The organism is Sulfitobacter sp. 1A15258, from assembly GCF_043557045.1.
In the GTDB taxonomy this organism is placed as follows: Bacteria; Pseudomonadota; Alphaproteobacteria; order Rhodobacterales; family Rhodobacteraceae; genus Sulfitobacter; species Sulfitobacter faviae.
Map to the genome: position 1 here is coordinate 347,246 of NZ_JBIFFK010000003.1, position 25,483 is coordinate 372,728.

Below are 25,483 nucleotides of genomic sequence, written 5' to 3' on the forward strand. Positions count from 1 at the left end.
CGCGGCGCTAGCGCGCGAGGTCGAAGGCTTTGCGCATGACGGTGGGCAGATCGCTGGGGCGGAACTGGTTCTGACCGATGAATTCACCGTTTTGCGGCGCGGCATCATGGCCGACCCGCGCGTGCTGCACCGTCAACATCAGATGGAAATGGGTGAAGGTGTGGCGCACCTCACCCGGCAGGGCGCGCCAATCGGCGGCCAAGGGGGGCGTGCCTTCGGGCCGCGGCTCTGACGTGTCGACCCAGTCGGAGCCGGGCCAGCCGAGCATACCGCCAAGCAGCCCCTTCTCGGGCCGCGTCTCTAGCAGCCAAGCGCCATCCTCGCGCTCTGCCAGATAGACCGTGCCGTGCCTAATGGGTTTCGGTTTTTTCGGCGTCTTCTTGGGTAAAAACGTCGCCGTGCCTTCCGCTCGCGCGGCGCAGGGTTCGCGCCAAGGGCAGATGCCGCAGGCGGGGGATTTCGGGGTGCAGATCGTGGCGCCGAGATCCATCACCGCTTGGGCATAGTCGCCGGGGCGAGCCGCCGGGGTCAGGGCGGCGGCCCGGGCCATCAGCTCGGGCTTGGCGGCGGGCAGGGGCGTGTGGATGTCATAGACCCGCGCCATCACCCGCTCCACATTGCCGTCGAGCACCGCATGGGGCAGATCGAAGGCGATGGAGGCAATCGCCGCCGCCGTATAAGGCCCGATCCCCGGCAGTTTCAGCAGCGCGTCGTGATCCGCGGGGAAGTTGCCGCCATGCTCATCCACCACCACGCGGGCGCATTTCAGCAGGTTGCGGGCGCGGGCGTAATAGCCAAGCCCGGCCCATTCGGCCATCACATCGGCATCCTCGGCAGCGGCGAGGGCGGCGACATCCGGCCAGCGGGCGGTGAACCGCGCGAAGTAATCCTTTACCGTGGCCACGGTGGTTTGCTGCAACATGACCTCGCTCAGCCAGATGCGGTAGGGGTCGGGCATGACCCCGGCGATCCGGTCCTGTGGCGGCACCCGCCATGGCAGGGCGCGGGCATGGGTGTCGTACCACTCTAGCAGGATCGGCGGCAGCTCGCTGACGCGGGTTTTCTCACGCAATGTTTAGGCCTTTCGACGGGTCGGGGGCTGGTGACGCTGGGGCAAATGGTTATGTATGTCAGCACATTCGGGAAACAAAGCCATGCCGCCACGTCGTACGACTACAAAAGGGTTCAAACGCACCAACAGCCTGCTCTCGCAACAGATCCGCAAGGCGAGCGAGACCCGTGGCTTTGCGCAATCGCGCTTGCTGACCCATTGGGCTGAGATCGCGGGCGAGGCAACCGCCGCCATCTCGCGCCCTGTCGAGGTCAGCTATGGCCGCAAGGAGGGCATCGGTGCCACCCTGACCCTGCTGACCACCGGGGCCAATGCGCCCATGCTGGAGATGCAGAAAGAGCAACTGCGCGCGCGGGTCAACGCGGTCTACGGCTACAACGCCATCGCGCGGGTGCGGATCACCCAAACGGCGGCGACCGGCTTTGCCGAGGGGCGCGTCGCTTTCGATCACAAGCCCCAGGGCGAGAAGCCCCGCCCCAACCCCGCGTTGCAACAAAAAGCAGCCGAGGCCGCCAAGCCGGTGGCCGATGAGGGGCTGCGCGAGGCCCTTGCACGTCTGGGCGAGAACATATTGAACAAGAACCAAAGCTGACGATCTGATAGCTGGTCAAACGGAAGGAACATCCTATGAATCGCAGAAACGTAATCCTTGGCGGTCTTGCCACACTCGGCGTCGGCGGCTGGTTCGCCGCCAGCAGCTTTGGCTCGGCCCCCCTGGGCAGCACTGCGCTGACCCCCTTCGTCGGCGCCGCGAACGCGCAAACGACCGAGGGCGAAGTCGACACCTCCGGCATCACAGAGATGGTCTTGGGTGATGAGAACGCGCCGGTCACGATGATCGAATATGCCTCCTACACCTGCCCGCATTGCGCGACCTTCCACAACGACACCTTCAAAAAGCTGAAGGCCGATTACATCGACAGCGGCAAGGTCAAGTTCATCTACCGCGAAGTCTATTTCGATCGCTACGGTCTCTGGGCCTCCATGGTGGCGCGCTGCGGCGGGCAGGAGAAGTTCTTTGGCATCGCCGACCTGATCTACAAATCGCAAAGCGAATGGACCCGCGCGGGCGAGCCTGCGGCCATCGTCGACGAGCTGCGCAAGATTGGCCGTCTGGCCGGGCTCGATAACGAGACGTTGGATGAATGCCTGAAAGACGGTGAAAAAGCCGAGGCGCTGGTGGCATGGTACACCGAGAACGCCAAGCAGGATGACATCTCAAGCACGCCGAGCTTTGTCATCGACGGCAAGAAACACTCCAACATGTCCTATGCCGACATGAAAGAAATCCTCGACGAAGCGCTGGCTGGCTAATGACCGCACCGCTTGCAGGACTGAAAGTCGTCGAATTGGCGCGTGTTCTGGCTGGCCCTTGGGCCGGTCAGACACTGTCGGACCTCGGATGCGAGGTGATCAAGGTGGAAAGCCCGGCGGGGGATGACACCCGCCAATGGGGGCCGCCCTTCGTCACCCGGGACGAGGATGTCACCGCTTCCTATTTCCACTCGACCAACCGGGGCAAAGCCTCGGTCACCGTGGATTTTCGCACTGAGGAAGGTCAGGCGCAGGTCAAAGAGCTTTTGGCCGATGCGGATATCCTGATCGAGAATTTCAAGACCGGGGGATTGGCGAAATACGGGTTGGACTATGCCAGCCTGTCTGCGCAGTTCCCGAAACTGATCTATTGTTCGATCACGGGGTTCGGCCACACCGGTCCCTACGCCCATCGCGCGGGCTATGATTTCATCATCCAAGGCATGTCCGGACTGATGTCGATCACCGGAGAGCCGGACGGCCAGCCGCAGAAATCCGGCATGGCAATCACCGATATCTTTACCGGGGTCTATGCCAGCACCGCGATTTTGGCCGCCGTGCACCAGCGTCACCAAACCGGCGTGGGCCAGCATATCGACATGGCACTACTCGATTGCGCTGTGGCGATCACCGGCAATCAGGCGATGAACTATCTGACCACCGGCAAGGCACCGACACGGATGGGCAACGCGCATCCTAACCTGACGCCTTATGAGGTGTTTGAGTGTTCCGACGGCCATCTCATCATCGCCACGGGCAATGACGGGCAATACCAGCGTCTGTGTCAGTTGCTGGGGCTGGATGACATGGCCACCGCGCCGGAGTACCTCAAGAACGCCGACCGGGTCGCCAACCGGCCCGAGATGATCCGCCGCCTGACCGGGGCGACCCGTCTGCGCAGCCGTGACGACCTTTTGGCCGCTTGCGAAGCACATGGCGTGCCTGCCGGGCCGATCAATGACATGGCCGATGTCATGGCCGATCCGCAGGTCGTGGCGCGGGGCATGCAGATCGAACTCGACGGGGTGCCGGGGCTGCGCTCGCCCTTCACCTTTTCGGGGGCCGAGCTTTCGCTGCACCGGCCTGCGCCGAAACTGGGCGAAGACAACAAGGCCTAAGGCGGTGGCAGCCTGTCCAGCGCTGCATGCAGCGCATTGCCTTCGGGCAGGGACAGGCGCACCGGCAGGGTCAGCACCTTGGCGCGGAACTCAATCGGCAGGCGCACCGCGTCTTTCTCGGTGGTGACAAGCTGTGCGCCGCGCATCGCGGCCTCGGCCTCCAGCCGCAACATCAGCCGCGATGTCAGCGGCTGGTGATCCTCCAGTGCCTCGGCATGAAGGATCGTCGCCCCCAGCCCGCGCAGCGTGGCGAAAAACTTCTCAGGATGGCCGATGCCTGCAAAGGCGAGGACTTGGGAATCCGACCAATCCATCCCGGTTTGCAGCGGGGCGAGTTCGGCGCGGGCGTGCGGCAGGTCTGTCTTGGGCAGTCGTTTCGCAAAGCGCGCTTGGGCCGCCTCATCCCCGATGGAGAGCAAGAGATCGGCCCGCGCCAGCCCCGCCGCGACAGGCTCCCGCAACGGGCCAGCAGGCAGGCAGAGGCCGTTGCCGAAGCCTTTGACCGCATCTACCACGACGATGCTCAGATCCTGCACCAGCGCGGGGTTCTGAAAACCGTCATCCAGCACCACCAGCGTGGCCCCCGCCGCTTCGGCGGCCTGCGCACCCGCTGCGCGATCCCGGGCGACCCAGACATCCGCAAAGGCGGCGAGCAGCAGTGGCTCGTCCCCGACTTCCTCGGCGCTGTGCTGCAGGGGGTCGACCCGCACTGGCCCCTCTAGCGTGCCGCCATAGCCGCGTGAGACGACATGCGGGCGATGGCCGCGCTCCAGCAGATATTGCAGCACGGCCATCACCGTGGGCGTCTTGCCGGTGCCGCCTGCGTTGATGTTGCCGACGCAGATCACCGGCACCCCCAACCGCAGCGGCGTGCCGCCCGCCAGCCGCCGCGCGGTGGCCGTGGCATAAAGCGCGCCCAGCGGTTGCAACAGCCGCGCGCGCCAGTTGGGGCGGGGCAGGTGCCAGAAATCAGGCGCGCGCATCGGAAGCTCCCGCTTGTTCGTCGAGCCGGTCTTGCACCATCTCAATCACCCTATCGGCCAGTTCGGCCCCTTCGCTGATCACGTCCCAGCCCGCATGGGCCATGGTGGCGGCCTGATCCGGCGCGATCAAGCGCGACACCGCATTGCCAAGCGCGCCCGCGTCATTGACGATCCGCGCGGCGCCTGCCGTGGCCAGCCGCCCGTAAGAGGGCAGGAAGTTACGCACCTTGGGGCCGTAGAGCACCGCCGAGCCAAGCGCCGCCGCCTCGAACGGGTCGCAGCCGCCGTGGCCCGAGACCAGCGAAGACCCGAGGAAAGACACCGGCGCCACCCGAAAGAACAACCCCCGGTCGCCGGGATCGTCCGCCACCATGACCTGTGTCGTCTCATCGGGGTAGGGGTCATCGCCCCACCGCATCGTGGTGAACCCCCGCGCGCGGGCGCGCTCATGGGCGATATCGGCGGTCGGGTAATCATGGGTGTGCAGGATAAGCAGCAAGCGATGCGAGAGGCGCAGCGCTTGGCGATGGGCGGTGAGCACGACGGGTATCTCTTCGGTCAAAACCTGCGTCGCATACCAAACCGGACGCCCCACAAGGCAGGCCGACATATCCGCCAAATCCGATTCCGCGCAGCGCAGCGCCTGACCACCCGCCAGCAGCGGCGATGTCACCTGCCCCTTGTTGCGCGGCAGACCCAGTTGCACGAGGCGGCGCAGCACGGCGGGGGAGCGGGTCAGCACCTGTTCGAAAGCCCCCAGCAACTGCCGCGTGACATCGGGCAGCCAGCGGTCGCGGCGGCCATCGAAACCGGCGCTGTCGGCGTCGATCATCATCATGGGGCAGCCGCGCCCTGCGGTCTCCAACACGAGGTTGGGCCTCAGCCCGCCCCATGTCCACAGGCAGAAATCGGGCCGCCAATGGTCAAGGAACCGCGCCACATTGTCGGGGTGTTCGCTGGGGGCGGGGAGGATGAACAGATCGCGCGTCTCGGGCGTGGGCAGCTCTTGAGCCGCCGCGCTTTCCGAGAGGGTGACCAGCACCGCGACCCGGTCGCGCATCGCCATGAACCGTTTGGCGAGGTCGAGCACGGCCAGCACGTTGCCCGCTTCGGCGGCATGCATCCAGACCAGTTCCCCCTCGGGGCGGGGGGCGTAGGGCGGCGCGTCTTCGGCCCCGCCCCGGCGCACGAGGGCGCGATAGGCTGCAAGCCCCAGCGACCGCGCCGCCATGGTGGTTTATTCCAGCTCTTCGGTGGGCGAGGCCGAGGTCTCTTCGTCGCGCAGGCGGTGCAGATGGGCGATGTAATAGCGCATATGCGCGTTATCCACGGTGCGATGCGCTTCGGATTTCCATGCGTCATAGGCGCTGGCATAGTTGGGGAAGATCCCCACGATGTGGATGTCGTCGACATTCTTGAACGCGTTCTTGGTCGGATCGACCAGTTCGCCACCGAAAACAAGGTGCAGGCGTTGGGTCATGGAGCTGTCCTTTGATCTGTCAAAGCTGCGGTGCTGCGCATAGTGCCTAGCAGATGAGGCCGGTCACGCAAGGGCGTCGATCAACGCGCGCTGCACCGGGGGGCCACCCGCCACGATGCCATCGACACGCGGGTCGCGGTTGTTGAACCTCAGCGGCGCGCCCGTGGCGGTGGTGCAATTGCCGCCCGCTTCGGCCACGATCAACGTGCCGGCGGCAATGTCCCATTCCCATGTGCGGCGCAGGGTGATCATCGCGTCGAAAGAGGCATCGGCCACCAGCGCCATACGGTAGGCCAGCGAAGGACGGTAGCTGCGTTTGAACACCGGTGCCGCGCCGCCGTGCCAACGCTCGGCCACCAGCGCGGGCCGCGCGGCAAGCACGGTCGCCTCGGCCAGCCTGCCTACCTCGGAGGTGTGGATCGGCGCGCCGTTCAACGTGGCCCCACCGCCCCGGTGCGCGGCATAGAGCATGTCGCGCATCGGCAGATAGACCACCGCCGCCGTCACCGCGCCGCCCTCGGCCACCGCCAGCGAATGCGCCCAAGTGTCGGACCCTTCGACAAAGCTGCGGGTGCCGTCGATCGGGTCGATGATGAAGACCCGCTCATGCCTCAGCCGGTCGGTATTGTCCTCCGTCTCCTCAGACAGCCAGCCATAGTCGGGCCGCGCGCTGCGCAACTCTGACAGCAGCAGATCGTTCACCGCCAGATCGGCTTCGGTCACCGGGCCTGCGTCATCGGGCTTGTCCCAACGTTTCGCCGTGGCCCCGACAAAGTCGCGCGCCACGGCACCCGCCTTGCGAGCGGCGTCGATCAGGAGGGAAAGATCGTCCTTAGGCACCGGCAAGGGTCATTCCCGGCACCAGCAGCGAGGGCACAACGCGGCTGAGATGCATGCGCGCGTCATTGGCGGGGATCATCGCCCGCAGCATGTCGCGCAGATTGCCCGCGATGGTGCATTCGTTGATCGCATGGGTGATCTCACCATTCTCAACCCAGAGGCCCGAGGCGCCGCGCGAATAGTCGCCCGTGTTGGGGTTGATCGTGCTGCCGATCATCGAAGTCACCAACAGCCCGGTGCCCATCTCGGCTATCAGATCGTCGCGGCTGGCCTCGCCTTGGGTCAGCGCGATGTTCCAGTTCGACGGCTGCGGGCCAGAGCCGGGGCCGCGCGCGGCGTTGCCGGTGGGGCTGAGTTCCAGCTTGCGGGCGGTGGCGAGGTCGAGCGTCCAATCTTGTAAGATGCCCTTTTCGACGATGGCCCGCCGCTGGGTCGGCAGCCCTTCGGCGTCGAAGGGGCGCGAGCCGGTGGCGCGGATGCGGGTCGGGTCTTCGATCAGGGACAGGGCTTCGGGCAGTACCTGTTCGCCCTTGGCATCGCGCAGGAAGGACGCGCCGCGCGCAATCGCCTGACCGTTGATCGCCCCCAGCAGGTGCCCGATCAGCGAGGCGGCGATGCGTTCGTCGAACAGCACCGGGTAGCTGCCGGTGGGGGGCTTGCGGGCATCGAGCCGCGCCAGCGCGCGTTCGCCCGCGCGTGTGCCGATCTCTCGCGCGTCGCGCAGATCGGCCTGAAAGATGCGGCTGTCGCCGTCGTAATCCCGCTCCATCCCGGTGCCGCTGCCTGCGATGGCGACACAGGACAGCCCGCGTTCGCTGCGGGCATAGCCGCCCTCGAACCCGTTTGTCGCGGCGAGGTAAATCTCTTGCGCGCCATAGCCCGCGCCCGCCGATTGCACTTGGCTGACCCCTTTGACGGCCAACGCGGCGGCTTCGGCGCGGGCGGCGTCCTCTTGCAGGGCTTCGGGGGAGGGTTCGGGCGTGGGGTCGCAAAGCTCCAGCCCTTCGGCATCGCGGCGGGGTGAGAGTTGATCGGGATCGGCCAGCCCGGAATAAGGGTCTTCGGGCGCTTCTCGGGCCATGGCGACGGCGCGTTCGGCCATCTCTTCGATCGTGCGCGATGACGTGTCGGAGGCCGAGACATTGGCCGAACGTTGGCCGACGAAGACCCGCAGCCCGATGTCCGTCCCTTCGGAGCGTTCGGCCTGTTCCAGCGCCCCGCCGCGCACTTCGATCGAGACAGAGCTTGCCGTGATCGCCATGGCATCGGCCGCATCCGCCCCGGCCTTGGTGGCCGCGTGAAGGAGGGATTTGGTCAATGCATCAAGGGCGTCTGGCATGGTCTGGCTCCTTTTGGGGTTGGAAAAGGGGTAATCCCCTGCCCCGCGGGGGGCAAGGGCTGGGCTCTATTTTCCCAGATGGGGCGGGCGCGGCGCAGGGCCGCGCCGCCGGTTATTTGATCTGCTGACCGTTGGCGAGGATGCCGCCCTCTTCGGTGAACTCGATTCTGGAGGTCAGGGAGTCTTCGCCCTCGCCCGGCACGGTGAAGAGGCCCATCATCATCCGCGCGCCCATCGCCTGATCCTGCGGCACGAGGCCCATCGCCACCAATTTGTCGAGCAGGGCCACGCCGCCGACCAGCGACAGATCCAGCGCGCCCACGGGTTTCGGCATGCCGGGCACGGTTTGCATATCGTCATTGTCAAAGGTGATCGCGCCCGAGGCGTCGAACTCGGCCCCGGCCACGTCCAGCGACACTTCGTTCACGTTCAGCGCGTGAATCTCGCCCGGGGCCTCATCGCCCATGGTGGCGGTGACTTCGGGGTCCATCAATTCGAACAGCAGTTTGGCCTTGCCCGACAGGTCCACGACCAAGGTCGCCGGGTCGCGGGGCAATTGGCCGGTGGGATCGAAGATGCCCCAGATCATGTCCGACATCTCAAAACGGTCGAGCGTAACGCCAAAGGCGAAATCCTGCGGCTCTTCGGACTTCAATACCGGCATTTTGAGGTTAAAGGCGCTTTCTGCCATGCTGAACTGGATCGGGAAGGGCATGTCGGCGGCGGTCACGCTGACTTCGATGTCCTGCTGGCCGCCGTCATAAGAAAGCCCCTCCGGCCCCATGGCCACGCCGAGCTTTGCGCCAGTCGAGCTTGAGATCAGTTGAAACTCCCCATTTTCGGGGTCGGAAACCTGCATGTCAGTCCGGCCCGCGCCAGCGGTAAAGCTGCCGTCGAAGGCCAGACCTTCGCGCATCATCGCGGCGACATTAGTGCCCTTACTCTCGTCCTCAGGGTCTGCTTCCTGCGGGTCAATGCTATCCATTTCGGTGTTCAGGTTGGTGCCAGATCTCAATTCTTTGAGCTTTTCTGCGGCCACGTCGGCGCCTGCGTCGATCATCGGCAAGGTGCCGCTGCCGTCAAAGACCACCTGATCGACCCCGCCTGTGACGGCGACGCGGGCCGGGTCTTCGGGGGTTTTCATCACCACGTCATATTGCAGGCTGTCGATGCGGCCCGATTGGCCATAGCGGCGCGGGTCGGTCCCGGTCATCTCGGTCCGGCTGCTGACGCCGGTGCCGATCAGCGTGAACTTGGCTTCTTCCTCGGTATAGCTTTGCTCGCCCACTTTGAGACCGGCCAGCGTGAGCGAAATGCTGTCGGCGGCATAGTCATATTGCAGTGCCTCGGCGCTGCCGCTTGCGCGCATCACCGGCGCGGTCTGGGCGTAGTTCAACACCATCGACACCGGTTCATCCTCCGCCGTTTCGGGCGCGACGTTGATCGTCATCGGCATGACGGTGGGCATGCGGATATTGACCGCGCCGTCGCCTTCGGGCTCAAAGCTCAGCGTGCCGAGCGACATGGAGAAATCGCCACCCTCTTCGGCCATGTCCATCTTTAGGGTCACATCGCTGACGGTCAGGTCATCGCCGTTGAAGGCTTCGCTCGCCTCGATCTCATAGCCCATGCTCTCCATATACTGGCGCCAATCGCCCCAGACGTCGGAAGGGGTCAGATCGGCCCAGAGGGGCGTCGAAGCCAGCGTGACCGGCAGGGCGAGGAACAGCGACGCGGTGGAAATGCGAGACATCGGAAAATCCTTTTCGGCAATGAGTTACGCATAGGGTCTGCCAATCCCCGCGCAGGGTCAAGCGATGCGAGGCTGGACCCGGGTTGATCGGCAGATTACCACAGCCCTCAAGCAATGTACAAAACAAGCGGAAGGATCCCCCCATGGACATGACAGGCAAGACGATCATGATTACCGGCGCGAGCCGGGGCATCGGCGCCGCCGCCGCGCGTGTGTTCGCCGAGGCGGGCGGCAATGTCGCCCTGTTGGCGCGCAGTCAGGATGCCATCGCCGAATTGGCCGGAGAGTTGGGCAAACAGGCCATCGCCATCCCCTGCGACGTGACCCGCTATAACGAGATGACCTCGGCGGTCGAGACCACGCGTCGGGCCTTTGGTGGCCTCGACGTTCTGATCAACAATGCAGGCGTGATTGACCCGATTTCGCTCATGGGAGAGGCCGATCCTGCGGATTGGGCCAAGGCGATCAACATCAATGTCACAGGGGTCTTCCACGGCATGCGCGCGGCGCTGCCCTTGATGAAGGAAAACGGCGGCGGCACGGTGCTGACGATCTCTTCGGGCGCGGCGCATAACCCGGTCGAGGCTTGGAGCCACTACTGCGCCTCCAAGGCGGCGGCGAATATGCTGACCCAGTGTTTGCACCACGAAGAGGGCGGCAACGGCATCCGCGCCATCGGCCTGTCTCCCGGCACCGTGGCCACAGACATGCAACGCGACATCAAGGACAGCGGCGTGAACCCAGTCAGCCAGTTGGATTGGGACGTGCATATCCCCGCCGATTGGCCCGCCCGCGCGCTGCTGTGGATGTGCGGCCCGGAGGCGGATCGTTTCTTGGGTGATGAGATTTCCCTGCGCGACGAAGGCATCCGCAAGGCGGTGGGCCTCATATGATCGAGCTTGACCGCGCGGGCGACATCTGGACCGTCACGATCAACCGACCCGACAAGGCCAATTCCCTGACCCACGCCATGCTGGTCGAATTGGCCGAGATCATGGAAGAGGCGCAGGCCGCCCGCGCGGTGATCCTGACCGGGCGCGGCAAGGTGTTCAGCGCCGGGGCCGATCTGGACGAAGCCCGCGCGGGCCTTGCGAAATCGGATGTTTGGGAGCGTTTGTCAGGCGCGGTGGCCGCCTTGCCGGGGTTGAGCATCGCCGCGCTTAACGGCACGTTGGCGGGCGGTGCGATGGGCATGGCGCTGGCCTGTGATCTGCGCATCGCGGTGCCGGGGGCGAAGTTCTTCTATCCGGTGATGAAGCTGGGCTTTTTGCCGCAGCCCTCTGACCCGGCGCGAATGGCGGCGCTGATCGGCCCTGCGCGGACCAAGCTCTTGCTGATGGGCGGGCAAAAGATCACGGCGGAAGAGGCGCTGACTTTTGGCCTGATCGACCGCATCGTCGCGGCGGAGGAGGTGCAGGAACACGCGCAGGCGCTGGCCGCCGACACAGTGGCGGCAAGTCCGGACATCGCGCAGGAAATCAAACGGATGTGCGGCCCCGCCTAACGTTTGCGCGTGCCGCCCGGCACTTTGGAGCGGAAGCCGGGCGGGCGTTTCGCCACCCATGCGGCGAATTTGGCAAGCCTCGGATGACTGCGCAGTGCTTCGGGCGTGTTATAGTGCCGCGCCAGTTCGGTCTCGGTCAGAGCGGCGTGCACCTCTCGGTGGCAGATGTGATGCATCAGCACCGTCGGCCCGCCCTTGCCACCGCGCAGTTTGGGGATCAGATGATGCAGGCTCTGCGGCACGTCCCGCGGGATGGGACTTAGGCAGAGCGGGCAAAGCGGCAGGGTTTCGCCTTCGGTCACGGTGCCTTCCTTTCGCTTGCATTGCGGGGCCACGGAAGGCAGAGGATGTGTCAAATCCTCCCTAAGGCAAGGACAGGCCCATGGCTTCCCCGTCAGACAAGCAGACCCAAGGGCGCGCCGCGTGACCCGCGCCTTGGTCATCGGGGGCGGCCCGGCGGGGCTGATGGCGGCAGAGGTCATGGCGCAGGCGGGGCTGTCGGTCACGCTTTGTGAGGCGAAACCTTCGGTCGGGCGCAAGTTTTTGATGGCAGGCAAATCCGGGTTGAACCTGACCAAGTCCGAGCCCTTCGCCCCCTTCCTCGCCGCCTATGAAGAAGCGCAGCCTGCCTTGCGCCCGATGCTGGAGGCTTTCGATGCCCAAGCGGTGCAGGACTGGGCCGAAGGGCTGGGGCAAGCGGTCTTTACCGGCTCCACCGGGCGGGTTTTCCCCCGGGCGATGAAAGCCTCTCCGCTGCTGCGGGCATGGCTCGCGCGGCTGGCGGACTGCGGGGTGACGATCAACACCCGCTGGCACTGGCGAGGCTGGGAGGGGGACGCACTCACCTTCGATACGCCCGGCGGGCGGGAAGCGGTTGAGGCCGATGTGACGGTGCTGGCGCTTGGCGGGGCGAGTTGGCGGCGGCTTGGCGCCACTGGCGAATGGGCGCCCCTGCTGGCGACGCGCGGCGTGGCCCTTCGGGATTTCGCCCCGGCCAATGTCGGGCTGTTGGTCGATTGGTCCCCGCATATGACGCGCCATTTCGGCGCAGCGCTCAAGGGGGTGGCATGGCAGGCTGGCCCCTACCGCTCGCGCGGGGAGGCGGTGATCTCGGCCCGTGGGCTGGAGGGGGGCGGCATCTATAGCGTCTCACGCGGGCTACGCGAGGGGCAGGGGCTGACGCTTGATCTGCTGCCGGACTTGCAGGCCCACGTGGTGGCAGCGCGTTTGGCAAAGCCGCGCGGCAAGGACAGTCAGGCCAACCATCTGCGCAAACGGCTGAAGCTGAGCCCCGCCCAGATCGCACTGCTGCAAGAGATGGCCCGCCCGTTGCCGCAGGAGGCCGAGGCGCTGGCCGCCTTGTTGAAGAACCTGCCCATCGCCCACGCCGGGCTGCGACCGATGGATGAGGCGATATCAACGGCGGGGGGCATAGCGCTCGACGCGCTGGACGCGGGGCTGATGCTGCGCGCGCTGCCGGGCGTCTTTGCCGCAGGGGAAATGCTGGATTGGGAAGCGCCCACGGGCGGCTATCTGATCAACGGCTGTCTGGCGACCGGCCATTGGGCAGGCCGCCATGCTGTGGAATGGGCGCGGGGTTAACCGTTTTCCTTGGTCATCGCGGCCACGAAAGCCGGGCGTTCACGCAGGGATTTCGCCCAGAGGTTCAGCTTGTCATCTACACGCGGAAATTTCGCGCCGATCGACCAATTGATGCAATGCACCGCCAAAAGGTCGGGCAGGGTGATCTGATCGCCCATCAGGAAAGGCCCCTCAAGCCGGTCGGACAGGGTGCTGCCCGCACGCTCGAACTCGGCCTTCAGGCTGTCCTTGATGGCGGGCACGCGGGCCTCTTCGGGAAAGACGAAACTGTGCTTTGCCGCGGCCCAAAGCACCGCGTCGAATTCGTCGATCAGCCAAAAGGTCATCGCATCCTGCCGCGCCCGCGCGGGCGTTCCGGCGGGGGCGGTGAGCGCGCCGTGTTTGTCGGCGAGATAGGTCATGATGGCAACGGAATCGGTCAGCACCTCATCGCCATCCACCAGCGCCGGGATCTTGCCCGAAGGGTTGTATTTGCGCGCCTCGTCCGAGCGGGGTGCTGCGGGGTTCAAATCGTAGGGCTGGCCCAATTCTTCGAGCATCCACATGACGCGAAAGGCGCGGGTCTTGGTGCCGCCGATGACTGTGTACATTGAATTTCCTCTCCCAAAATCAACGTTGTGCGCCCAGCATCGCCAGACGGATAAAGGCCCGTTCGACCAGCGCTAACGCCGGCGCGTGCTGGCCGGCGGAGCGCAGCTTGAGGTCCGTCTCGGTCAGCACCGCCAGCGCGGTTTCCAGCTTTACCGCGCCCCAGTTGCGCGCCTGTCGCATCGCACGGTCGCGGTCGCGCACGCCGTAGATCGGCGCGCCGGGGTTGGCGGCGATGCGGTAGAGAGTGCGGAAATGCCGGGTGGCCATGATGATCAGGGTCACCGGGTTTACGCCTTGGCCTTGCAGCTTGCTCATCACCGGGCCGATCTCAGCGGCGCGGGTCTCGGCCACCACATGCAGGATGTCGTCGACCTCGGCCTCGGTCGAGGTGGGGGCGCAGGCGGCGATGTCATCCAGCCCGATGTTGCTGCTGTCGCCCAGTTTATAGAGCGTGATCTTCTCCAGCGTTTGGCGGAAATCGCCGGGGTCGAGGGTGCGGGCCAGATCGGTCAGGGCGCCCATGGCGTCGGCCTCAGGCGTGAGCTTCGCGTCCTTCAGCATCTGCTCGATCTCGGCCCGGTCGGGCGGGTTGTCGTAGATCGCGGTGGCAAAGGCGTTGGGGTGGCTCTCAAAGGCCTTCAGCACCTTTGAGGTCTTCTTGAGATCGCCGCCGGTGACCACGATCTGCGCATCGCCCGGCTGCCATTCCTTGAGCGCGTCGAGCAGGATTTTCGCGATATTGTCATTCGCCTCTTCCACCAGCGCGGCACGCGGGCCGGGGAAGAAGCCGACCGCCTTGATCGCATCCAGCAGCATCGCCGGATCGCGGCGCAATTCGCCCGCGGGCATCCGGCTGAGGCGCATTTCCTCTTCGGCATTGGGGCCGAGCAGGTTTTTCAGGAATTCCTGCCGCTTCAGCGCCACGCGCATCGCGTCGCTGCCATAGATCAACAGCCCCGTGCGCGCGGGATCGGGCCGCGCGAAATAGGGTTTCGCCTCGCGCAGGGTCAGTTTCATTGGGGCAGGTCGGCCGCATAAAGGCGGCTGATCACGAGGTCCGCGAGGATGGTCATCAGACGTTCCTGCGCGTCCAGTTCCGCCGCGCGGGTCGCCACGGTGGTGCCGGTGGCGGAATAGCCGGTGAAGCTTTCGACCTTGCCCGAGGTCACGATCTGCCCGCTGTCGAGGTCACGCAGCGCATAGGCGGTTGTGCCCACGAGGTTGTAGCGCCGTGTGTTGCCTTCGCTGTCGATGGCCAGCCCGTCTTCGACCGTGGTGGTGGTCAGGGCGAGCCCCCAGCGGGGGGTGGCGGCGCGGCCAAGGCGGCTTTCCACCTCGCGCACCAGAAAATAGCCAAAGCGGTCTTCCGGTGCGTCCACCAACACACGGTTTTGCAATGCCGTGCCCGGGCCGCCGGGGCCATAGACCGGCTCGAACCCGCAGGCGGCAAGCGCCAGTAGGGGCAGGGCCAGCAGGAAGCGGCGGCGCATATGGGTGGGCTTAGGCAACGACATTCACAATCCGTCCGGGCACGACGATGACCTTTTTCGGCGTGGCCCCGTCCAGCGTTCGAATGACAGCTACATGCGCCAGCGCGGTTTTTTCAACCTCTTCCTTCGGCATATCGGCGGGCACTTGGATTTCCGCCCGGCGTTTGCCGTTGATCTGGATCGGCAGGGTCACGGTGTCGTCGACCAGCATCTTCTCATCCGTTTTGGGCCATGGAGCCTTGGCGACCAGCCCTTCGCCGCCCTGATGCGCCCAGATGTCTTCCGAGAGGTGCGGGGTCATCGGTGACATGAGCTGCGCCAGCGTCATGATCGCTTCGCGTTGCGCGGCGTAGCCCGCCTTGGACTTCTGCAAGGTCGCGGTGAAGGCATAGAGCTTGGCAATCGCGGCGTTGAAGCCGAAGGATTCGATCCCCATGGTCACGTCATGGATCGTCTTATGCATGGCGCGCAGCAGGTCTTCGTCGCCGGTGCCTGCCGCCTCGCGGTCCATCTCGCCCACGCGGTCGCAGATGTTCCAGACGCGCGAGAGGTGTTTGTAGGCGGCCTCGGCACCGGAGGCGGTCCATTCCACGTCCCGCTCGGGGGGCGAATCGCTCAGCACGAACCAACGCGCCGTATCGGCGCCGTAGTTCGAGATGATGTGCAGCGGGTCGACGACGTTCTTCTTGGACTTCGACATCTTGGCGGAAGGGATGATCTCAACCTCGGTGCCATCGGCAAGTTTGCCCTCCGTCACCTCTTCGGGCAGGTGATAGACCGGGCGGCCATTATCGTCGCGCGTCTGGTAGATCTCATGGGTCACCATGCCTTGGGTGAAGAGCGCGTCAAACGGCTCCACCGCGCTTTCGGGCAGGTGGCCGGTGATCTGCATCGCACGGGCGAAGAAGCGCGAGTAGAGCAGGTGTAAGATCGCATGTTCAATGCCGCCGATATATTGATCGACGTTCATCCAGTATTGCGCGTCTTCCATGACGGTCGGCGTCTCGGCACGCGGTGCGGTGAAACGGGCGAAATACCACGAACTGTCGACGAAAGTGTCCATCGTGTCGGTCTCGCGCAGGGCGTCCTTGCCACAGGCGGGGCAGGCGCAGTTGCGCCATGTCGGGTGCCGGTCCAGCGGGTTGCCCGGCGTGTCGAAGCTGACGTCGTAAGGAAGCTCGATCGGCAGGTTTTCTTTCTTTTCCGGCACCACGCCGCAGTCGTCGCAATGCACCACCGGAATCGGGCAGCCCCAGTAGCGCTGGCGCGAGAGGCCCCAGTCGCGCAGGCGGTATTTGGTGACGCCGTGGCCGATTCCGTTTTCCTCGCAAAAGGCGATGGCGGCGTCGACACCCTCTTCGCCGGTTTGCCACTGGTCGCCCGCGAAGCCCCGGTTGTAGAACACCTTTTCGGTCTTCGGCGGGACGAAAGCGGCGTCCAGCTCGGGCCCGGCATCCTCGGACGGCAGGAAGGTCGAGATGATCGGCAGGTCGTATTTCGTGGCGAACTCGAAGTCGCGCGGGTCATGGCCCGGGCAACCGAAGATCGCGCCGGTGCCATAATCCATTAGGATGAAGTTGGCGATATAGACCGGCAATTCATGCGCCGTGTCAAAGGGATGGCGCACGCGGATGCCGGTGTCATAGCCCAGCTTCTCGGCAGTCTCGATCGCCTCCTCGGTGGTGCCGCCCTTGCGGCATTCGGCGCAGAATGCGGCCACGGCTTCGTCGTCCCGCTCCAGCGTCTTGGCGAGCGGATGGTCGGGCGAGATGCCGACGAAGGAAGCGCCAAGCAGCGTGTCGGGGCGGGTGGTATAGACCTCGATCCGGTCAAAGCCCTCGGGCGCTTCGATGGTCGAGAAGGCAAATTGCAGCCCGCGCGATTTGCCGATCCAGTTGGCCTGCATCAGCTTCACCTTGGCGGGCCAGTTGTCGAGGCTGTCGAGCGCCGAGAGCAGTTCTTCGGAATGGTCGGAGATCTTGAAGAACCACTGCGTCAGCTCGCGCCGCTCAACCGGCGCGCCGGAGCGCCAGCCGCAGCCGTTCTCGACCTGCTCGTTGGCAAGCACGGTCATGTCGACCGGGTCCCAGTTCACCACGGCGTTCTTGCGGTAGACCAGACCCTTCTCGAGGAAGTCCAAAAACAGCGCCTGCTGCTGGCCGTAGTAGCCGGGATGGCAGGTGGCGATCTCGCGGCTCCAGTCGATGCTGAGGCCCAAGGGCTTCATCTGCTTCTTCATCTCGGCGATGTTGTCATAGGTCCAATCCGCCGGGTGGCCGCCGATGGCCATGGCGGCGTTCTCGGCGGGCATGCCGAAGGCGTCCCAGCCCATCGGGTGCAGCACGTTATGCCCGGTCGCGATCTTGTAGCGCGCGATCACGTCGCCCATCGTGTAGTTGCGCACATGGCCCATGTGGATGCGCCCCGAGGGGTAGGGGAACATCTCAAGCACATAGTATTTCGGCTTGTCAGCGTTGCGAACGGCCTGAAAAATGCCGTCCTTTTCCCAGGCTTGCTGCCAGCGGGCTTCGATCTCGGCGGGGGTATAGCGGGGCATGAGGGGACCTTCGTGACATGAAAAACGCCGGGCTGCTGTTTTCACAAGGCCCGGCGTTGGAACGGTGTTGAGTTAAGCGGGCTCAGAATTTGCTGTCGGACACGCGCATCTCCCGCGCTCGGCTGAGGATCGCATCCTCTACCGCGCGGGTGGTGGCCCGTGCTACGGGCTGACCGCCCGAAGATTGCAGCGCGACGTTGAGCGAACGCGCGTCCAGCGCCGGATCGTCGATCAGCACGGTGGCGCGATAGGCGCGGCCCCCGCCCGGCGGGGTGCCGTAGCCTGTGACGATCACACCGGTGAAAGGATCGACCGATTGCACAGGCAGGAAGTTCAGCACTTCAAGCGAGGCCGACCAGAGGTATTTGTTCACCGACACACTGGTGTCTGTGTTCTTGCGGTTAAAGATCGACCAGATCGTATTGTCGGGATTGGTCTCGATGTTATTGGGGTTGTTCGGATTGGTGTATTGATCCGGCCGATCTGTGGCCGGGCTGCCAAAGCTCCCGCCACAGGCGGTCAGCGCGCTGAGCGCCAGAACGGTGATTGCCAATTTGCAAGCGGTACGAAGGGCCATTGCAGCTTTCCTTTGCCTGTTTGCGCTCCGGTCTATCCAAGCAGGCCCTTATCGGCAAGGTCTATGTCATAGGAGCGCACTGCGCGGCATCGGGCGCCGCCATAGGCAAAGGCGCGGCCCTGGGGTGAAGGAACTGTGGCATAGCTGCACCAACCCCGGCGACATTGCGGGTGGGGAGGCCGTGAACCTTGCCAAGTGCAGGGGATTGGGGGCAAACAGCCTGCATACCCTTACCGGATTCCCCGGTCTGGGCATATGAATTCAAACCGAGGGAAAACTCATGAAAAAAGTTCTCTTCGCTACAACAGCCCTGGTTGCGACCGCCGGTGTAGCAGCAGCAGACGTGACATTCGGCGGCTACGGCCGTTTCGGTATCATGTACAACGACAACGACTCCAACGCTCTGCTGGACAGCTCCACAGACCTGACATCGCGTATGCGTCTCCAGATCGACGCGACTGCTGAATCCGATGCAGGCGTTGTCTTCGGTGCACGTGCACGTATCCAAGCTGACGGCGACGGCACCACCAACGGTGCAGGCGCAGACTTCAACGGCGTTCGTTACTTCGCACGCTCCGGCGGCTTCGAAGTCGGCGTTGGCAACATCTTCGGTGCTCTGGAATCCATGCCGGGTCAGTACCCCGTCGACATGGGTCTGACCGGTCTGGGTTATGACTACACCGCATTTGACGGCAACGGCGACGCATACACCTCCACTGGTGACGGCGCTCTGAACGGTGTTGAAGTTCTGTACTCCGCTGGTGACCTGGCAGTGCACGTTTCGGCTTCTGACGTAAGCGACCGTGTTGCAGGCTACGTTGCTTACACATGGAGCGGCTGGACCTTCGCAGTTGGTGGCCAAGACTCCGACAACGCGGGCGACACCGAGTGGACAGCGACAGCTGGTGGATCCTTCGGCATCGCCGACGTAACTCTGGCCTATGCTGACAACGGCACAAACGGCGACCGCGTTATCCTGGCTGGCCGCTTCGACGTTGGTGCAGCGACAGACGTTGAAGTCTATGTTGGCGACCAAGACGGCGCAGACACCGGCTACGGCATCGACTTCAACCACGACCTGGGCGGCGGCACCTCGCTGCGCGGCGGTGTGGTTAAGCAGTTCGACGGCGACACCGTTGCCGACATGGGTGTTCGCTTCAACTTCTAAGTTGAACGACATACTATGAATATTGGGGCAGGCCTTTCGGTCTGCCCCTTTTCTTTTGCCCACCGCTGTTGTTTTCTGCGCGCCTGACATGGAGGGCCGAAAATGAGTCTGAGCGACATCCAAAACCGCATCTCGAAAGCCGAAGCCGATGCAGGCCGCCCGGTGGGGTCGGTCAAGCTGATCGCCGTCAGCAAGGTTCAGCCCGATGCGCGTGTGCGTGCGGTCTTGGAAGAGGGGCATCGCTCTTTCGGAGAGAACCGCGTGCAAGAGGCGGCGGGCAAATGGCCTGGCTTCCGCGAAGATTTTGACGGCATCGACCTGCACATCATCGGCCCATTGCAAAGCAACAAGGTCCGGCAGGCGATGGAACTGGCCGAGGCGATCCACACGGTCGACCGCCCCAAACTGGCCAAAACCATCGCGCGGCTGGCGCAGGAGATTGGCCGCTGCCCCGACCTCTTTATTCAGGTGAATACGGGCGAGGAAGAGCAGAAGGCGGGCGTGATGCCCCGCGACGCGGATGCGTTTGTCGCCGAGTGTCGCGCGCTGGACCTGCCGATCAAGGGGTTGATGTGCATCCCGCCGGTGGACGAGGCGCCGTCGCTGCATTTCGTCCTGCTGGCCAAGATCGCCGCGCGCAACGATCTGAGTGGGTTGTCGATGGGCATGAGCGGCGACTTCGAGCAGGCCATCGCACTGGGCGCCACCCATGTGCGTGTGGGCTCCGCCATCTTCGGCGAACGGGTTAGCGGATAATCAGCCGCGTCGCCGGACCCACATGCGCGGCGATCTTATGGAGGTCGCTCCGTGCAAAGGCGATGCACCCCTCGGTAGGATAGCCCGGCCGCCGCCATTGATGGATAAAGATCGCGGAGCCGCGTCCTGCCGTGGCATCGGGCCAGTTCCAATCGGTCAGGATCACCAGATCATAAAGCGGATCGGCGCGGCGCAGGGCCTCATGACTATGGGGGTAGGGGGCGCGGACGCGATGGTTGTAGTCGGGCTGGCCGCTGGCATCTGACCACAGATCGCCCGGACCGATCGGCTGGGCCCAGGCGCTTGGCGCCGGGATGCGATCAGGCCGATAGAGCATCCCAACCAAGCGATGCACCCCGCGCGGGGTGCCGCCATCACCTTCGCGTTTGTTATCGGTCAGCCCGCCCTTGCCGATGCTACAGGCATAGCGCCGCCCCTGAAACCGCAGCCCCGTGGGCGTTAGAACCATGTCATTCGGGGTCATAGCAGATGCCCCGATTTCGCGGCTTTGGTGGCCAGATAGGCGCTGTTGTGGCGATTCTCGCCCACGGCCAGCGGGACACGCTCGGTCACGGCGACGCCGCTTTGCTCCATCATGCCCACCTTGCGCGGGTTGTTGGTCAGTAGGCGCACGGCGGAGAACCCCATCGAGCGCAGGATGTCGGCCCCGAGGCGGAAGTCGCGCTCGTCATCCTCGAACCCCAGCCGGTGATTGGCTTCGACCGTGTCAAATCCCTGATCCTGTAAGGAATAGGCGCGCATTTTATTGGCAAGACCGATGCCGCGGCCCTCTTGGTTAAGGTACAAAAGCACGCCATGCCCCTCGCCGCCCATCTGCGCCAGCGCGGCGCGCAGTTGTGGGCCGCAGTCGCATTTCAAGCTGCCCATCAAATCGCCGGTGAAACAGGCCGAATGCAGGCGGCAAAGTACCGGCGTGTCGCGGGCAGGGCGGCCAATTTCGATGGCGTAATGCTCTTCGCCGCCATCCTCGGGGCGGAAGATATGCAGACGCCCGGCCTCGGAGACCTCCATCGGCAGGCGGGCGTTCACCACCGGATGCAGCGCGCTGCGCTCGGCAAGGATCGGGGCGGCGGCGGTGAGGTCGATCAAGGTCAAACCATGCGTCCGCGCGAAATCGGCCCCCTGCGGCAGATCGAGCACCAGTGCGGCGGGCAGCATCCGGGCGGCTTTCACCAAATCAATCGCGGCGCGATGCGCCGCCGTATCACCGCCCCGCGCGGTCTGAAGTGGCCCTTTCATCGGGGCGCGCAGGTCATCCGCCGGGTCCGCGATGCTTTGCACCCAAGCAGGTGTCGCCCCCTCAGGCAGCAGCACCCGGGCGAGATTGCCATCATAGGCCCGCGCTTTGAGCGTTTCGGCCCGCCGCGCGGTGATCGCCAGCACCGGCGCACCGCCCAAGGCCAGCACATCCGCAAGGCGCTGTGCGGTCAGCGTCTCTGCCGCCAGCACGAGGGCGGCCTGCGCCGCATCCGCCAGAATCACGGGCACGCCCATGCGCAGATCGGCCCGCGCACGCGCCAGTTGTTCGGTGATGTCCGGGGCGAAACTCATGGTTTGTTGCAACTCCGCAAAGGCTTCCCCGTCTATCTAGGTTATATCGCAAGGAATTGAAACATTTCACGCTTTGTTGACACGAGGCTGTGAGACAGTGGTCACATCCCTTGTCCGGGCCCCGCCCAAGGCGCATGTATAAGACAACAGACGGAGAGACAGATGGCGCAGCTTAAGAAAATCCTGCTTGTCGATGACGACGATGACCTGCGCGAAGCGCTGAGCGAGCAGTTGATCATGACCGAGGATTTCGACGTTTTCGAAGCGGCCAATGGCACCGAGGCGATGACCAAGGCCAAGGAAGCGCTTTACGATCTGATTATCCTCGACGTAGGCCTGCCCGATACCGATGGCCGCGAGCTGTGTCGCCTGATGCGCAAACAGGGGGTGAAAAGCCCAATCCTGATGCTGACGGGCCATGACACCGATGCCGACACGATCCTCGGCCTTGATGCCGGGGCGAATGACTATGTCACCAAACCGTTCAAATTCCCGGTCCTTCTGGCCCGCATCCGCGCGCAGCTGCGCCAGCATGAACAGTCCGAAGATGCCGTCTTCCAGCTCGGGCCCTATACGTTCAAACCCGCGATGAAGGTGCTTACCACGGAGGACGACCGCAAGGTGCGTCTGACCGAGAAAGAGACCAATATCCTCAAGTTCCTCTACCGCTCCAATGACGGTGTCGTGCCGCGCGATGTGCTGCTGCATGAGGTCTGGGGCTATAACGCAGGCGTCACGACCCATACGCTTGAAACCCATATCTACCGCCTGCGGCAGAAGATCGAGCCTGACCCCTCGAACGCCCGTTTGCTGGTGACGGAATCCGGTGGCTATCGCCTGATGGCATAAAAACCGGGAACCAATTCCGACCCCCGTGGTTGGAATACCTGAGAGGCGGGGTTTTCATGACCCGCACCTCGGTTTGAAGCCCGACTTTTGTACCCGGGTAAAGGTACATACCTCCCTGTTGGACTGGCCGGGCCTTTGTGCCCGGTCTTTTTTTGTGGGGATCGTCACCCCGGACCGAAATCAAGCCGTAGGCGATGGCCCTCACCGCAAGGAAGCCCCATTTCCGCATGGCACCCCCGCGCCGTCCGCGTTACTGTGCCGAACCACCCCCAGACCGGAGCCTCCCCCATGTCCTTTACCCTCGCCACTTGGAACATCAACTCCGTCCGCCTGCGCGAGCCTTTGGTGCTGAAACTGCTGGCCGAACACGGGCCGGATGTCCTCTGCTTGCAGGAATGTAAGAGCCCCGTGGACAAGATCCCGGTCGAGGCGTTCAAGGCGGCGGGCTACACCCATATGGTCGCGCGCGGGCAGAAGGGCTACAACGGGGTGGCGATCCTGTCGAAACTGCCGCTGGTGGATGCGGGCGATCAGGATTTCGCCATGCTGGGCCACGCCCGCCATGTGGCGGCCAAGCTGGAGAATGGCGCGACGATCCACAACTTCTACGTCCCCGCAGGCGGCGATAAACCCGACCGCGAGATCAATGAGAAGTTTGGCCAAAAGCTCGATTACCTGTCGGAGATGCGCGACTGGTTCCATGGCGGCAAGCCCGAGAAGTCGATCCTTGTGGGTGACCTCAACATCGCCCCGCGTGAGGATGACGTCTGGGATCATAAGAAGCTGCTAAAGATCGTCAGCCACACCCCGGTCGAGGTCGAAGCGCTTGGTGCGGTGCAGGATGCGGGCAATTGGGTCGACATCACGCGGCAGGATGTGCCGGAGGGCAAACTCTATAGCTGGTGGTCCTACCGCGCCGCCGATTGGGATGCCGCCGACAAGGGTCGCAGGCTGGATCATATCTGGGCCACATCGGATATCGCGCAGGCCGGGCACTCCAGCCACATCGTCCGCGATGCGCGCGGTTGGGAGAAACCCAGTGACCACGCGCCGGTTTTTGCCAGTTTTGACCTTTGAATCGCGCCCCTGCACGTCCATATAAGGCCAAACGCGATTAGCGAGGATAACGATATGACCGACCTGAACCTTTCCACCGCCGCCCCTGCAGATGCCGATCTGATCAAGGACACGACCGAGGCGACCTTCATGTCTGATGTGGTCGATGCCTCGCAAACGGTGCCGGTCATCGTTGATTTCTGGGCGCCGTGGTGCGGCCCTTGCAAGACGCTTGGCCCGATGCTGGAAGACGCCGTGCGCGCGGCCAAAGGCGCGGTGAAGATGGTGAAGGTCAACGTCGATCAGGCGCAGAACATCGCCGGTCAGTTGCAGATCCAATCCATTCCCACGGTCTATGCCTTCTACAAAGGCCAGCCGGTCGACGGTTTCCAAGGCGCGCTGCCGCAGTCCGAGATCAAGGCCTTTGTCGACCGCGTGGTAAAGGCGGGGGGCGGCGAAGCGCCAGGTGACACGCTGGCCGATGCCGTCGCCGCCGCCGAAGAGATGCTGGCCGAAGGGGCCGCCACCGATGCGGCGCAGACCTTTGCCGCGATTCTCGAAGAAGACCCGATGAACGCGCCTGCCTATGGCGGCATGGTTCGGTCTCACATCGCCATGGGCGCATTGGATCAGGCCGAAGCCCTGCTGAACGGCGCGCCGATCGAAATCTCCAAGGCCCCCGAACTCGAAGCTGCCCATGCTCAGTTGCAACTGGCCCATCAGGCCGCCGATGCCGGCCCCGTGGCCGAGTTGACCGATAAGGTCGAGGCCAACCCCGACGACCATCAGGCGCGGTTCGATCTGGCCCAGGCGCTTTATGCCCATGACAATGCCGAAGCTGCTGTTGACCACCTGCTAGAGCTTTTCCGCCGGGATCGTGAGTGGAACGAGGGCGCCGCCAAGACGCAGCTTTTCACTATTTTTGAAGCACTTAAGCCCAATGATCCGGTGGTGCTGAGCGGGCGTCGCAAACTGTCGTCAATGATATTTGCCTGAGGAGACGGGCGCGCTAAGTCCCTTGTCATGATCAAGCCAGCAGAACTGCCCAAGACTATTGCGATCTTTCCGTTGGCAGGGGCGCTGCTGCTGCCCCGCTCGCGCCTGCCGCTGCATATCTTCGAGCCGCGCTATCTTCAGATGATCGAAGACGCGCTCAAGACAGACACGCGGTTGATCGGCATGGTCCAGCCCAACGAACTGCCCGGTCGCGACGGCCACGGGCTGCACCAGATCGGCTGCGCGGGCCGCATCACCCAGTTTTCCGAGACCGAGGATGGCCGCTATATGGTGACCCTTGGCGGCGTCTCGCGCTTTCGCGTGGTGGAGGAGATCGAGGGCTTTTCCCCCTATCGCCGCTGCGATGTGAATTGGTCGGGCTTTGACCGCGATCTGGGCGAGGATGAGGTCGACGACAGCTTTGACCGGGCGCGGTTTCTTGACCTTCTGGGGCGCTATTTCGACAGCCGCGGGCTTTCCGCCGATTGGGACACGTTGAAAGATGCCGAAGATGAGTTGCTGATCAACTCCCTGTCGATGATGCTGGAGTTCGAGGCCGAGGATAAACAGGCGCTGCTGGAGGCGCCTTCGCTGGAGACCCGGCGGGAGACATTGGTGACATTGATCGAATTCGCGATGCGCGGCGGTCAGGAAGAGGGCTTGATGCAATGACAGATGCGACCGTTCAATTCGATCGCCGGATGCTGGAGGCATTGATTTGCCCGCGCACCCAGACGACGCTGACCTATGACGCGGAAAAGCAAGAACTGGTGTCGAAAGCTGCCGGGTTGGCCTATCCGATCCGCAATGGCATTCCCGTCATGCTGCCGGACGAAGCGCGGAGGCTGTAACGGCCTGCGGCTCCG

The 25,483-nt window shown here is 64.2% G+C and carries 28 protein-coding genes; 13 read left to right on the top strand and 15 right to left on the bottom strand.

Annotated features, from left to right (window positions below; all coding sequences use genetic code 11):
* Positions 1-7: 7 nt before the first annotated feature.
* Positions 8-1,072 carry an A/G-specific adenine glycosylase gene (gene mutY / locus ACGYK9_RS09035; RefSeq protein ID WP_394409735.1) on the bottom strand — a complete coding sequence of 355 codons (1,065 nt, stop codon included), beginning with the start codon at positions 1,070-1,072 and terminating at the stop codon, positions 8-10.
* A gap of 82 nt (positions 1,073-1,154) precedes the next feature.
* Between mutY and ACGYK9_RS09040 the strand changes: the two genes are divergently transcribed.
* The 3 genes from ACGYK9_RS09040 to ACGYK9_RS09050 are packed head-to-tail and all read left to right on the top strand — an operon-like array spanning position 1,155 to position 3,504.
* Entirely contained in the window at positions 1,155-1,664 is a 510-nt protein-coding gene (locus tag ACGYK9_RS09040; RefSeq protein WP_394409738.1) for a DUF721 domain-containing protein, read from the top strand.
* 35 nt (positions 1,665-1,699) lie between these two features.
* The gene (locus ACGYK9_RS09045) at positions 1,700-2,386 is read left to right on the top strand and encodes a DsbA family protein (RefSeq protein WP_394409742.1); all 687 of its coding nucleotides are present in this window, start codon (positions 1,700-1,702) and stop codon (positions 2,384-2,386) included.
* Positions 2,386-3,504, top strand: a complete 1,119-nt coding sequence (locus tag ACGYK9_RS09050; protein ID WP_067624451.1) for a CaiB/BaiF CoA-transferase family protein — start codon at positions 2,386-2,388, stop codon at positions 3,502-3,504. The genes ACGYK9_RS09045 and ACGYK9_RS09050 overlap by 1 nt, the downstream gene beginning before the upstream one ends.
* Here ACGYK9_RS09050 and lpxK read toward each other — a convergent pair.
* The 6 genes from lpxK to ACGYK9_RS09080 form a co-directional block, all read right to left on the bottom strand.
* Entirely contained in the window at positions 3,501-4,487 is a 987-nt protein-coding gene (lpxK, locus tag ACGYK9_RS09055) for a tetraacyldisaccharide 4'-kinase (RefSeq protein WP_394409745.1), read from the bottom strand. The genes ACGYK9_RS09050 and lpxK overlap by 4 nt on opposite strands.
* The gene (locus ACGYK9_RS09060; protein WP_394409748.1) at positions 4,474-5,718 is read right to left on the bottom strand and encodes a 3-deoxy-D-manno-octulosonic acid transferase; all 1,245 of its coding nucleotides are present in this window, start codon (positions 5,716-5,718) and stop codon (positions 4,474-4,476) included. The genes lpxK and ACGYK9_RS09060 overlap by 14 nt, the downstream gene beginning before the upstream one ends.
* Before the next feature lie 6 nt (positions 5,719-5,724).
* Positions 5,725-5,967, bottom strand: coding sequence for a DUF4170 domain-containing protein (locus ACGYK9_RS09065; RefSeq protein ID WP_067262181.1), 243 nt, complete (start codon positions 5,965-5,967; stop codon positions 5,725-5,727).
* A gap of 63 nt (positions 5,968-6,030) precedes the next feature.
* Positions 6,031-6,807 (bottom strand): 3'(2'),5'-bisphosphate nucleotidase CysQ, encoded by a 777-nt coding sequence (locus ACGYK9_RS09070; protein WP_394409751.1) that lies wholly within the window; start codon positions 6,805-6,807, stop codon positions 6,031-6,033.
* Positions 6,800-8,146 carry a TldD/PmbA family protein gene (locus ACGYK9_RS09075; protein ID WP_394409753.1) on the bottom strand — a complete coding sequence of 449 codons (1,347 nt, stop codon included), beginning with the start codon at positions 8,144-8,146 and terminating at the stop codon, positions 6,800-6,802. Before ACGYK9_RS09075 ends, ACGYK9_RS09070 begins: the two co-directional genes overlap by 8 nt.
* A gap of 112 nt (positions 8,147-8,258) precedes the next feature.
* Positions 8,259-9,899 carry a DUF2125 domain-containing protein gene (locus ACGYK9_RS09080; protein WP_394409755.1) on the bottom strand — a complete coding sequence of 547 codons (1,641 nt, stop codon included), beginning with the start codon at positions 9,897-9,899 and terminating at the stop codon, positions 8,259-8,261.
* Between the two features lie 143 nt (positions 9,900-10,042).
* Between ACGYK9_RS09080 and ACGYK9_RS09085 the strand changes: the two genes are divergently transcribed.
* Entirely contained in the window at positions 10,043-10,792 is a 750-nt protein-coding gene (locus tag ACGYK9_RS09085) for an SDR family oxidoreductase (protein ID WP_067261708.1), read from the top strand.
* On the top strand, positions 10,789-11,403 hold the full coding sequence (locus ACGYK9_RS09090) for an enoyl-CoA hydratase/isomerase family protein (protein WP_394409757.1): 615 nt from the start codon (positions 10,789-10,791) through the stop codon (positions 11,401-11,403). Before ACGYK9_RS09085 ends, ACGYK9_RS09090 begins: the two co-directional genes overlap by 4 nt.
* Here ACGYK9_RS09090 and ACGYK9_RS09095 read toward each other — a convergent pair.
* Entirely contained in the window at positions 11,400-11,705 is a 306-nt protein-coding gene (locus ACGYK9_RS09095) for an HNH endonuclease (protein ID WP_394409760.1), read from the bottom strand. The genes ACGYK9_RS09090 and ACGYK9_RS09095 overlap by 4 nt on opposite strands.
* 121 nt (positions 11,706-11,826) lie before the next feature.
* Between ACGYK9_RS09095 and ACGYK9_RS09100 the strand changes: the two genes are divergently transcribed.
* On the top strand, positions 11,827-13,005 hold the full coding sequence (locus tag ACGYK9_RS09100) for a TIGR03862 family flavoprotein (RefSeq protein ID WP_394409763.1): 1,179 nt from the start codon (positions 11,827-11,829) through the stop codon (positions 13,003-13,005).
* Here ACGYK9_RS09100 and ACGYK9_RS09105 read toward each other — a convergent pair.
* From ACGYK9_RS09105 to ACGYK9_RS09125, 5 genes are all read right to left on the bottom strand, one after another.
* Positions 13,002-13,595, bottom strand: a complete 594-nt coding sequence (locus ACGYK9_RS09105) for a glutathione S-transferase family protein (RefSeq protein ID WP_394409766.1) — start codon at positions 13,593-13,595, stop codon at positions 13,002-13,004. The genes ACGYK9_RS09100 and ACGYK9_RS09105 overlap by 4 nt on opposite strands.
* Before the next feature lie 19 nt (positions 13,596-13,614).
* Entirely contained in the window at positions 13,615-14,613 is a 999-nt protein-coding gene (gene holA / locus ACGYK9_RS09110) for a DNA polymerase III subunit delta (protein ID WP_394409769.1), read from the bottom strand.
* A complete protein-coding gene (lptE, locus tag ACGYK9_RS09115) occupies positions 14,610-15,110 on the bottom strand; it encodes an LPS assembly lipoprotein LptE (RefSeq protein ID WP_394409772.1) in 501 nt (166 codons plus the stop codon). Before lptE ends, holA begins: the two co-directional genes overlap by 4 nt.
* Positions 15,097-17,643 carry a leucine--tRNA ligase gene (gene leuS / locus ACGYK9_RS09120; protein WP_394409775.1) on the bottom strand — a complete coding sequence of 849 codons (2,547 nt, stop codon included), beginning with the start codon at positions 17,641-17,643 and terminating at the stop codon, positions 15,097-15,099. The genes lptE and leuS overlap by 14 nt, the downstream gene beginning before the upstream one ends.
* 82 nt (positions 17,644-17,725) lie before the next feature.
* Complete coding sequence (locus tag ACGYK9_RS09125; protein WP_394409778.1) at positions 17,726-18,220, bottom strand: DUF3576 domain-containing protein; 495 nt, start codon at positions 18,218-18,220, stop codon at positions 17,726-17,728.
* A 280-nt stretch (positions 18,221-18,500) separates the two neighbouring features.
* On the opposite strand from ACGYK9_RS09125, the gene ACGYK9_RS09130 reads away from it, so the two are divergent.
* Positions 18,501-19,388 carry a porin gene (locus tag ACGYK9_RS09130; protein ID WP_394409781.1) on the top strand — a complete coding sequence of 296 codons (888 nt, stop codon included), beginning with the start codon at positions 18,501-18,503 and terminating at the stop codon, positions 19,386-19,388.
* Between the two features lie 102 nt (positions 19,389-19,490).
* Complete coding sequence (locus ACGYK9_RS09135; protein WP_394409784.1) at positions 19,491-20,144, top strand: YggS family pyridoxal phosphate-dependent enzyme; 654 nt, start codon at positions 19,491-19,493, stop codon at positions 20,142-20,144.
* Here ACGYK9_RS09135 and ACGYK9_RS09140 read toward each other — a convergent pair.
* Positions 20,134-20,628, bottom strand: a complete 495-nt coding sequence (locus ACGYK9_RS09140) for a L,D-transpeptidase (RefSeq protein WP_394409786.1) — start codon at positions 20,626-20,628, stop codon at positions 20,134-20,136. The two genes, ACGYK9_RS09135 and ACGYK9_RS09140, sit on opposite strands and share 11 nt — an antisense overlap.
* The gene (gene ribA, locus ACGYK9_RS09145; RefSeq protein WP_394409789.1) at positions 20,625-21,716 is read right to left on the bottom strand and encodes a GTP cyclohydrolase II; all 1,092 of its coding nucleotides are present in this window, start codon (positions 21,714-21,716) and stop codon (positions 20,625-20,627) included. The genes ACGYK9_RS09140 and ribA overlap by 4 nt, the downstream gene beginning before the upstream one ends.
* A gap of 162 nt (positions 21,717-21,878) precedes the next feature.
* On the opposite strand from ribA, the gene ACGYK9_RS09150 reads away from it, so the two are divergent.
* The 5 genes from ACGYK9_RS09150 to ACGYK9_RS09170 all read left to right on the top strand — a co-directional run bounded on the left by ACGYK9_RS09150 (position 21,879) and on the right by ACGYK9_RS09170 (position 25,468).
* A complete protein-coding gene (locus ACGYK9_RS09150) occupies positions 21,879-22,565 on the top strand; it encodes a response regulator transcription factor (RefSeq protein ID WP_067261731.1) in 687 nt (228 codons plus the stop codon).
* A 288-nt stretch (positions 22,566-22,853) separates the two neighbouring features.
* Positions 22,854-23,642 carry an exodeoxyribonuclease III gene (locus tag ACGYK9_RS09155; RefSeq protein ID WP_394409792.1) on the top strand — a complete coding sequence of 263 codons (789 nt, stop codon included), beginning with the start codon at positions 22,854-22,856 and terminating at the stop codon, positions 23,640-23,642.
* A 54-nt stretch (positions 23,643-23,696) separates the two neighbouring features.
* Positions 23,697-24,617 carry a thioredoxin gene (gene trxA / locus ACGYK9_RS09160; protein ID WP_394409795.1) on the top strand — a complete coding sequence of 307 codons (921 nt, stop codon included), beginning with the start codon at positions 23,697-23,699 and terminating at the stop codon, positions 24,615-24,617.
* Positions 24,618-24,644: 27 nt separating this feature from the next.
* Positions 24,645-25,289: an LON peptidase substrate-binding domain-containing protein gene (locus ACGYK9_RS09165; protein ID WP_067261736.1), complete on the top strand. Its 645-nt coding sequence runs from the start codon at positions 24,645-24,647 to the stop codon at positions 25,287-25,289.
* Positions 25,286-25,468, top strand: coding sequence for a Trm112 family protein (locus ACGYK9_RS09170; protein ID WP_271692896.1), 183 nt, complete (start codon positions 25,286-25,288; stop codon positions 25,466-25,468). Before ACGYK9_RS09165 ends, ACGYK9_RS09170 begins: the two co-directional genes overlap by 4 nt.
* Positions 25,469-25,483 lie beyond the last annotated feature (15 nt).

Coding starts and splice junctions, on each gene's coding strand:
- ACGYK9_RS09040 (WP_394409738.1), top strand. CDS start 1,155: ATGCCGCCACGTCGTACGACTACAAAAGGGTTCAAACGCACCAACAGC.
- ACGYK9_RS09045 (WP_394409742.1), top strand. CDS start 1,700: ATGAATCGCAGAAACGTAATCCTTGGCGGTCTTGCCACACTCGGCGTC.
- ACGYK9_RS09050 (WP_067624451.1), top strand. CDS start 2,386: ATGACCGCACCGCTTGCAGGACTGAAAGTCGTCGAATTGGCGCGTGTT.
- lpxK (WP_394409745.1), bottom strand. CDS start 4,487: ATGCGCGCGCCTGATTTCTGGCACCTGCCCCGCCCCAACTGGCGCGCG.
- ACGYK9_RS09060 (WP_394409748.1), bottom strand. CDS start 5,718: ATGGCGGCGCGGTCGCTGGGGCTTGCAGCCTATCGCGCCCTCGTGCGC.
- ACGYK9_RS09065 (WP_067262181.1), bottom strand. CDS start 5,967: ATGACCCAACGCCTGCACCTTGTTTTCGGTGGCGAACTGGTCGATCCG.
- ACGYK9_RS09075 (WP_394409753.1), bottom strand. CDS start 8,146: ATGCCAGACGCCCTTGATGCATTGACCAAATCCCTCCTTCACGCGGCC.
- ACGYK9_RS09080 (WP_394409755.1), bottom strand. CDS start 9,899: ATGTCTCGCATTTCCACCGCGTCGCTGTTCCTCGCCCTGCCGGTCACG.
- ACGYK9_RS09085 (WP_067261708.1), top strand. CDS start 10,043: ATGGACATGACAGGCAAGACGATCATGATTACCGGCGCGAGCCGGGGC.
- ACGYK9_RS09090 (WP_394409757.1), top strand. CDS start 10,789: ATGATCGAGCTTGACCGCGCGGGCGACATCTGGACCGTCACGATCAAC.
- ACGYK9_RS09105 (WP_394409766.1), bottom strand. CDS start 13,595: ATGTACACAGTCATCGGCGGCACCAAGACCCGCGCCTTTCGCGTCATG.
- holA (WP_394409769.1), bottom strand. CDS start 14,613: ATGAAACTGACCCTGCGCGAGGCGAAACCCTATTTCGCGCGGCCCGAT.
- lptE (WP_394409772.1), bottom strand. CDS start 15,110: ATGTCGTTGCCTAAGCCCACCCATATGCGCCGCCGCTTCCTGCTGGCC.
- leuS (WP_394409775.1), bottom strand. CDS start 17,643: ATGCCCCGCTATACCCCCGCCGAGATCGAAGCCCGCTGGCAGCAAGCC.
- ACGYK9_RS09125 (WP_394409778.1), bottom strand. CDS start 18,220: ATGGCCCTTCGTACCGCTTGCAAATTGGCAATCACCGTTCTGGCGCTC.
- ACGYK9_RS09130 (WP_394409781.1), top strand. CDS start 18,501: ATGAAAAAAGTTCTCTTCGCTACAACAGCCCTGGTTGCGACCGCCGGT.
- ACGYK9_RS09135 (WP_394409784.1), top strand. CDS start 19,491: ATGAGTCTGAGCGACATCCAAAACCGCATCTCGAAAGCCGAAGCCGAT.
- ACGYK9_RS09140 (WP_394409786.1), bottom strand. CDS start 20,628: ATGACCCCGAATGACATGGTTCTAACGCCCACGGGGCTGCGGTTTCAG.
- ribA (WP_394409789.1), bottom strand. CDS start 21,716: ATGAGTTTCGCCCCGGACATCACCGAACAACTGGCGCGTGCGCGGGCC.
- ACGYK9_RS09150 (WP_067261731.1), top strand. CDS start 21,879: ATGGCGCAGCTTAAGAAAATCCTGCTTGTCGATGACGACGATGACCTG.
- ACGYK9_RS09155 (WP_394409792.1), top strand. CDS start 22,854: ATGTCCTTTACCCTCGCCACTTGGAACATCAACTCCGTCCGCCTGCGC.
- trxA (WP_394409795.1), top strand. CDS start 23,697: ATGACCGACCTGAACCTTTCCACCGCCGCCCCTGCAGATGCCGATCTG.
- ACGYK9_RS09165 (WP_067261736.1), top strand. CDS start 24,645: ATGATCAAGCCAGCAGAACTGCCCAAGACTATTGCGATCTTTCCGTTG.
- ACGYK9_RS09170 (WP_271692896.1), top strand. CDS start 25,286: ATGACAGATGCGACCGTTCAATTCGATCGCCGGATGCTGGAGGCATTG.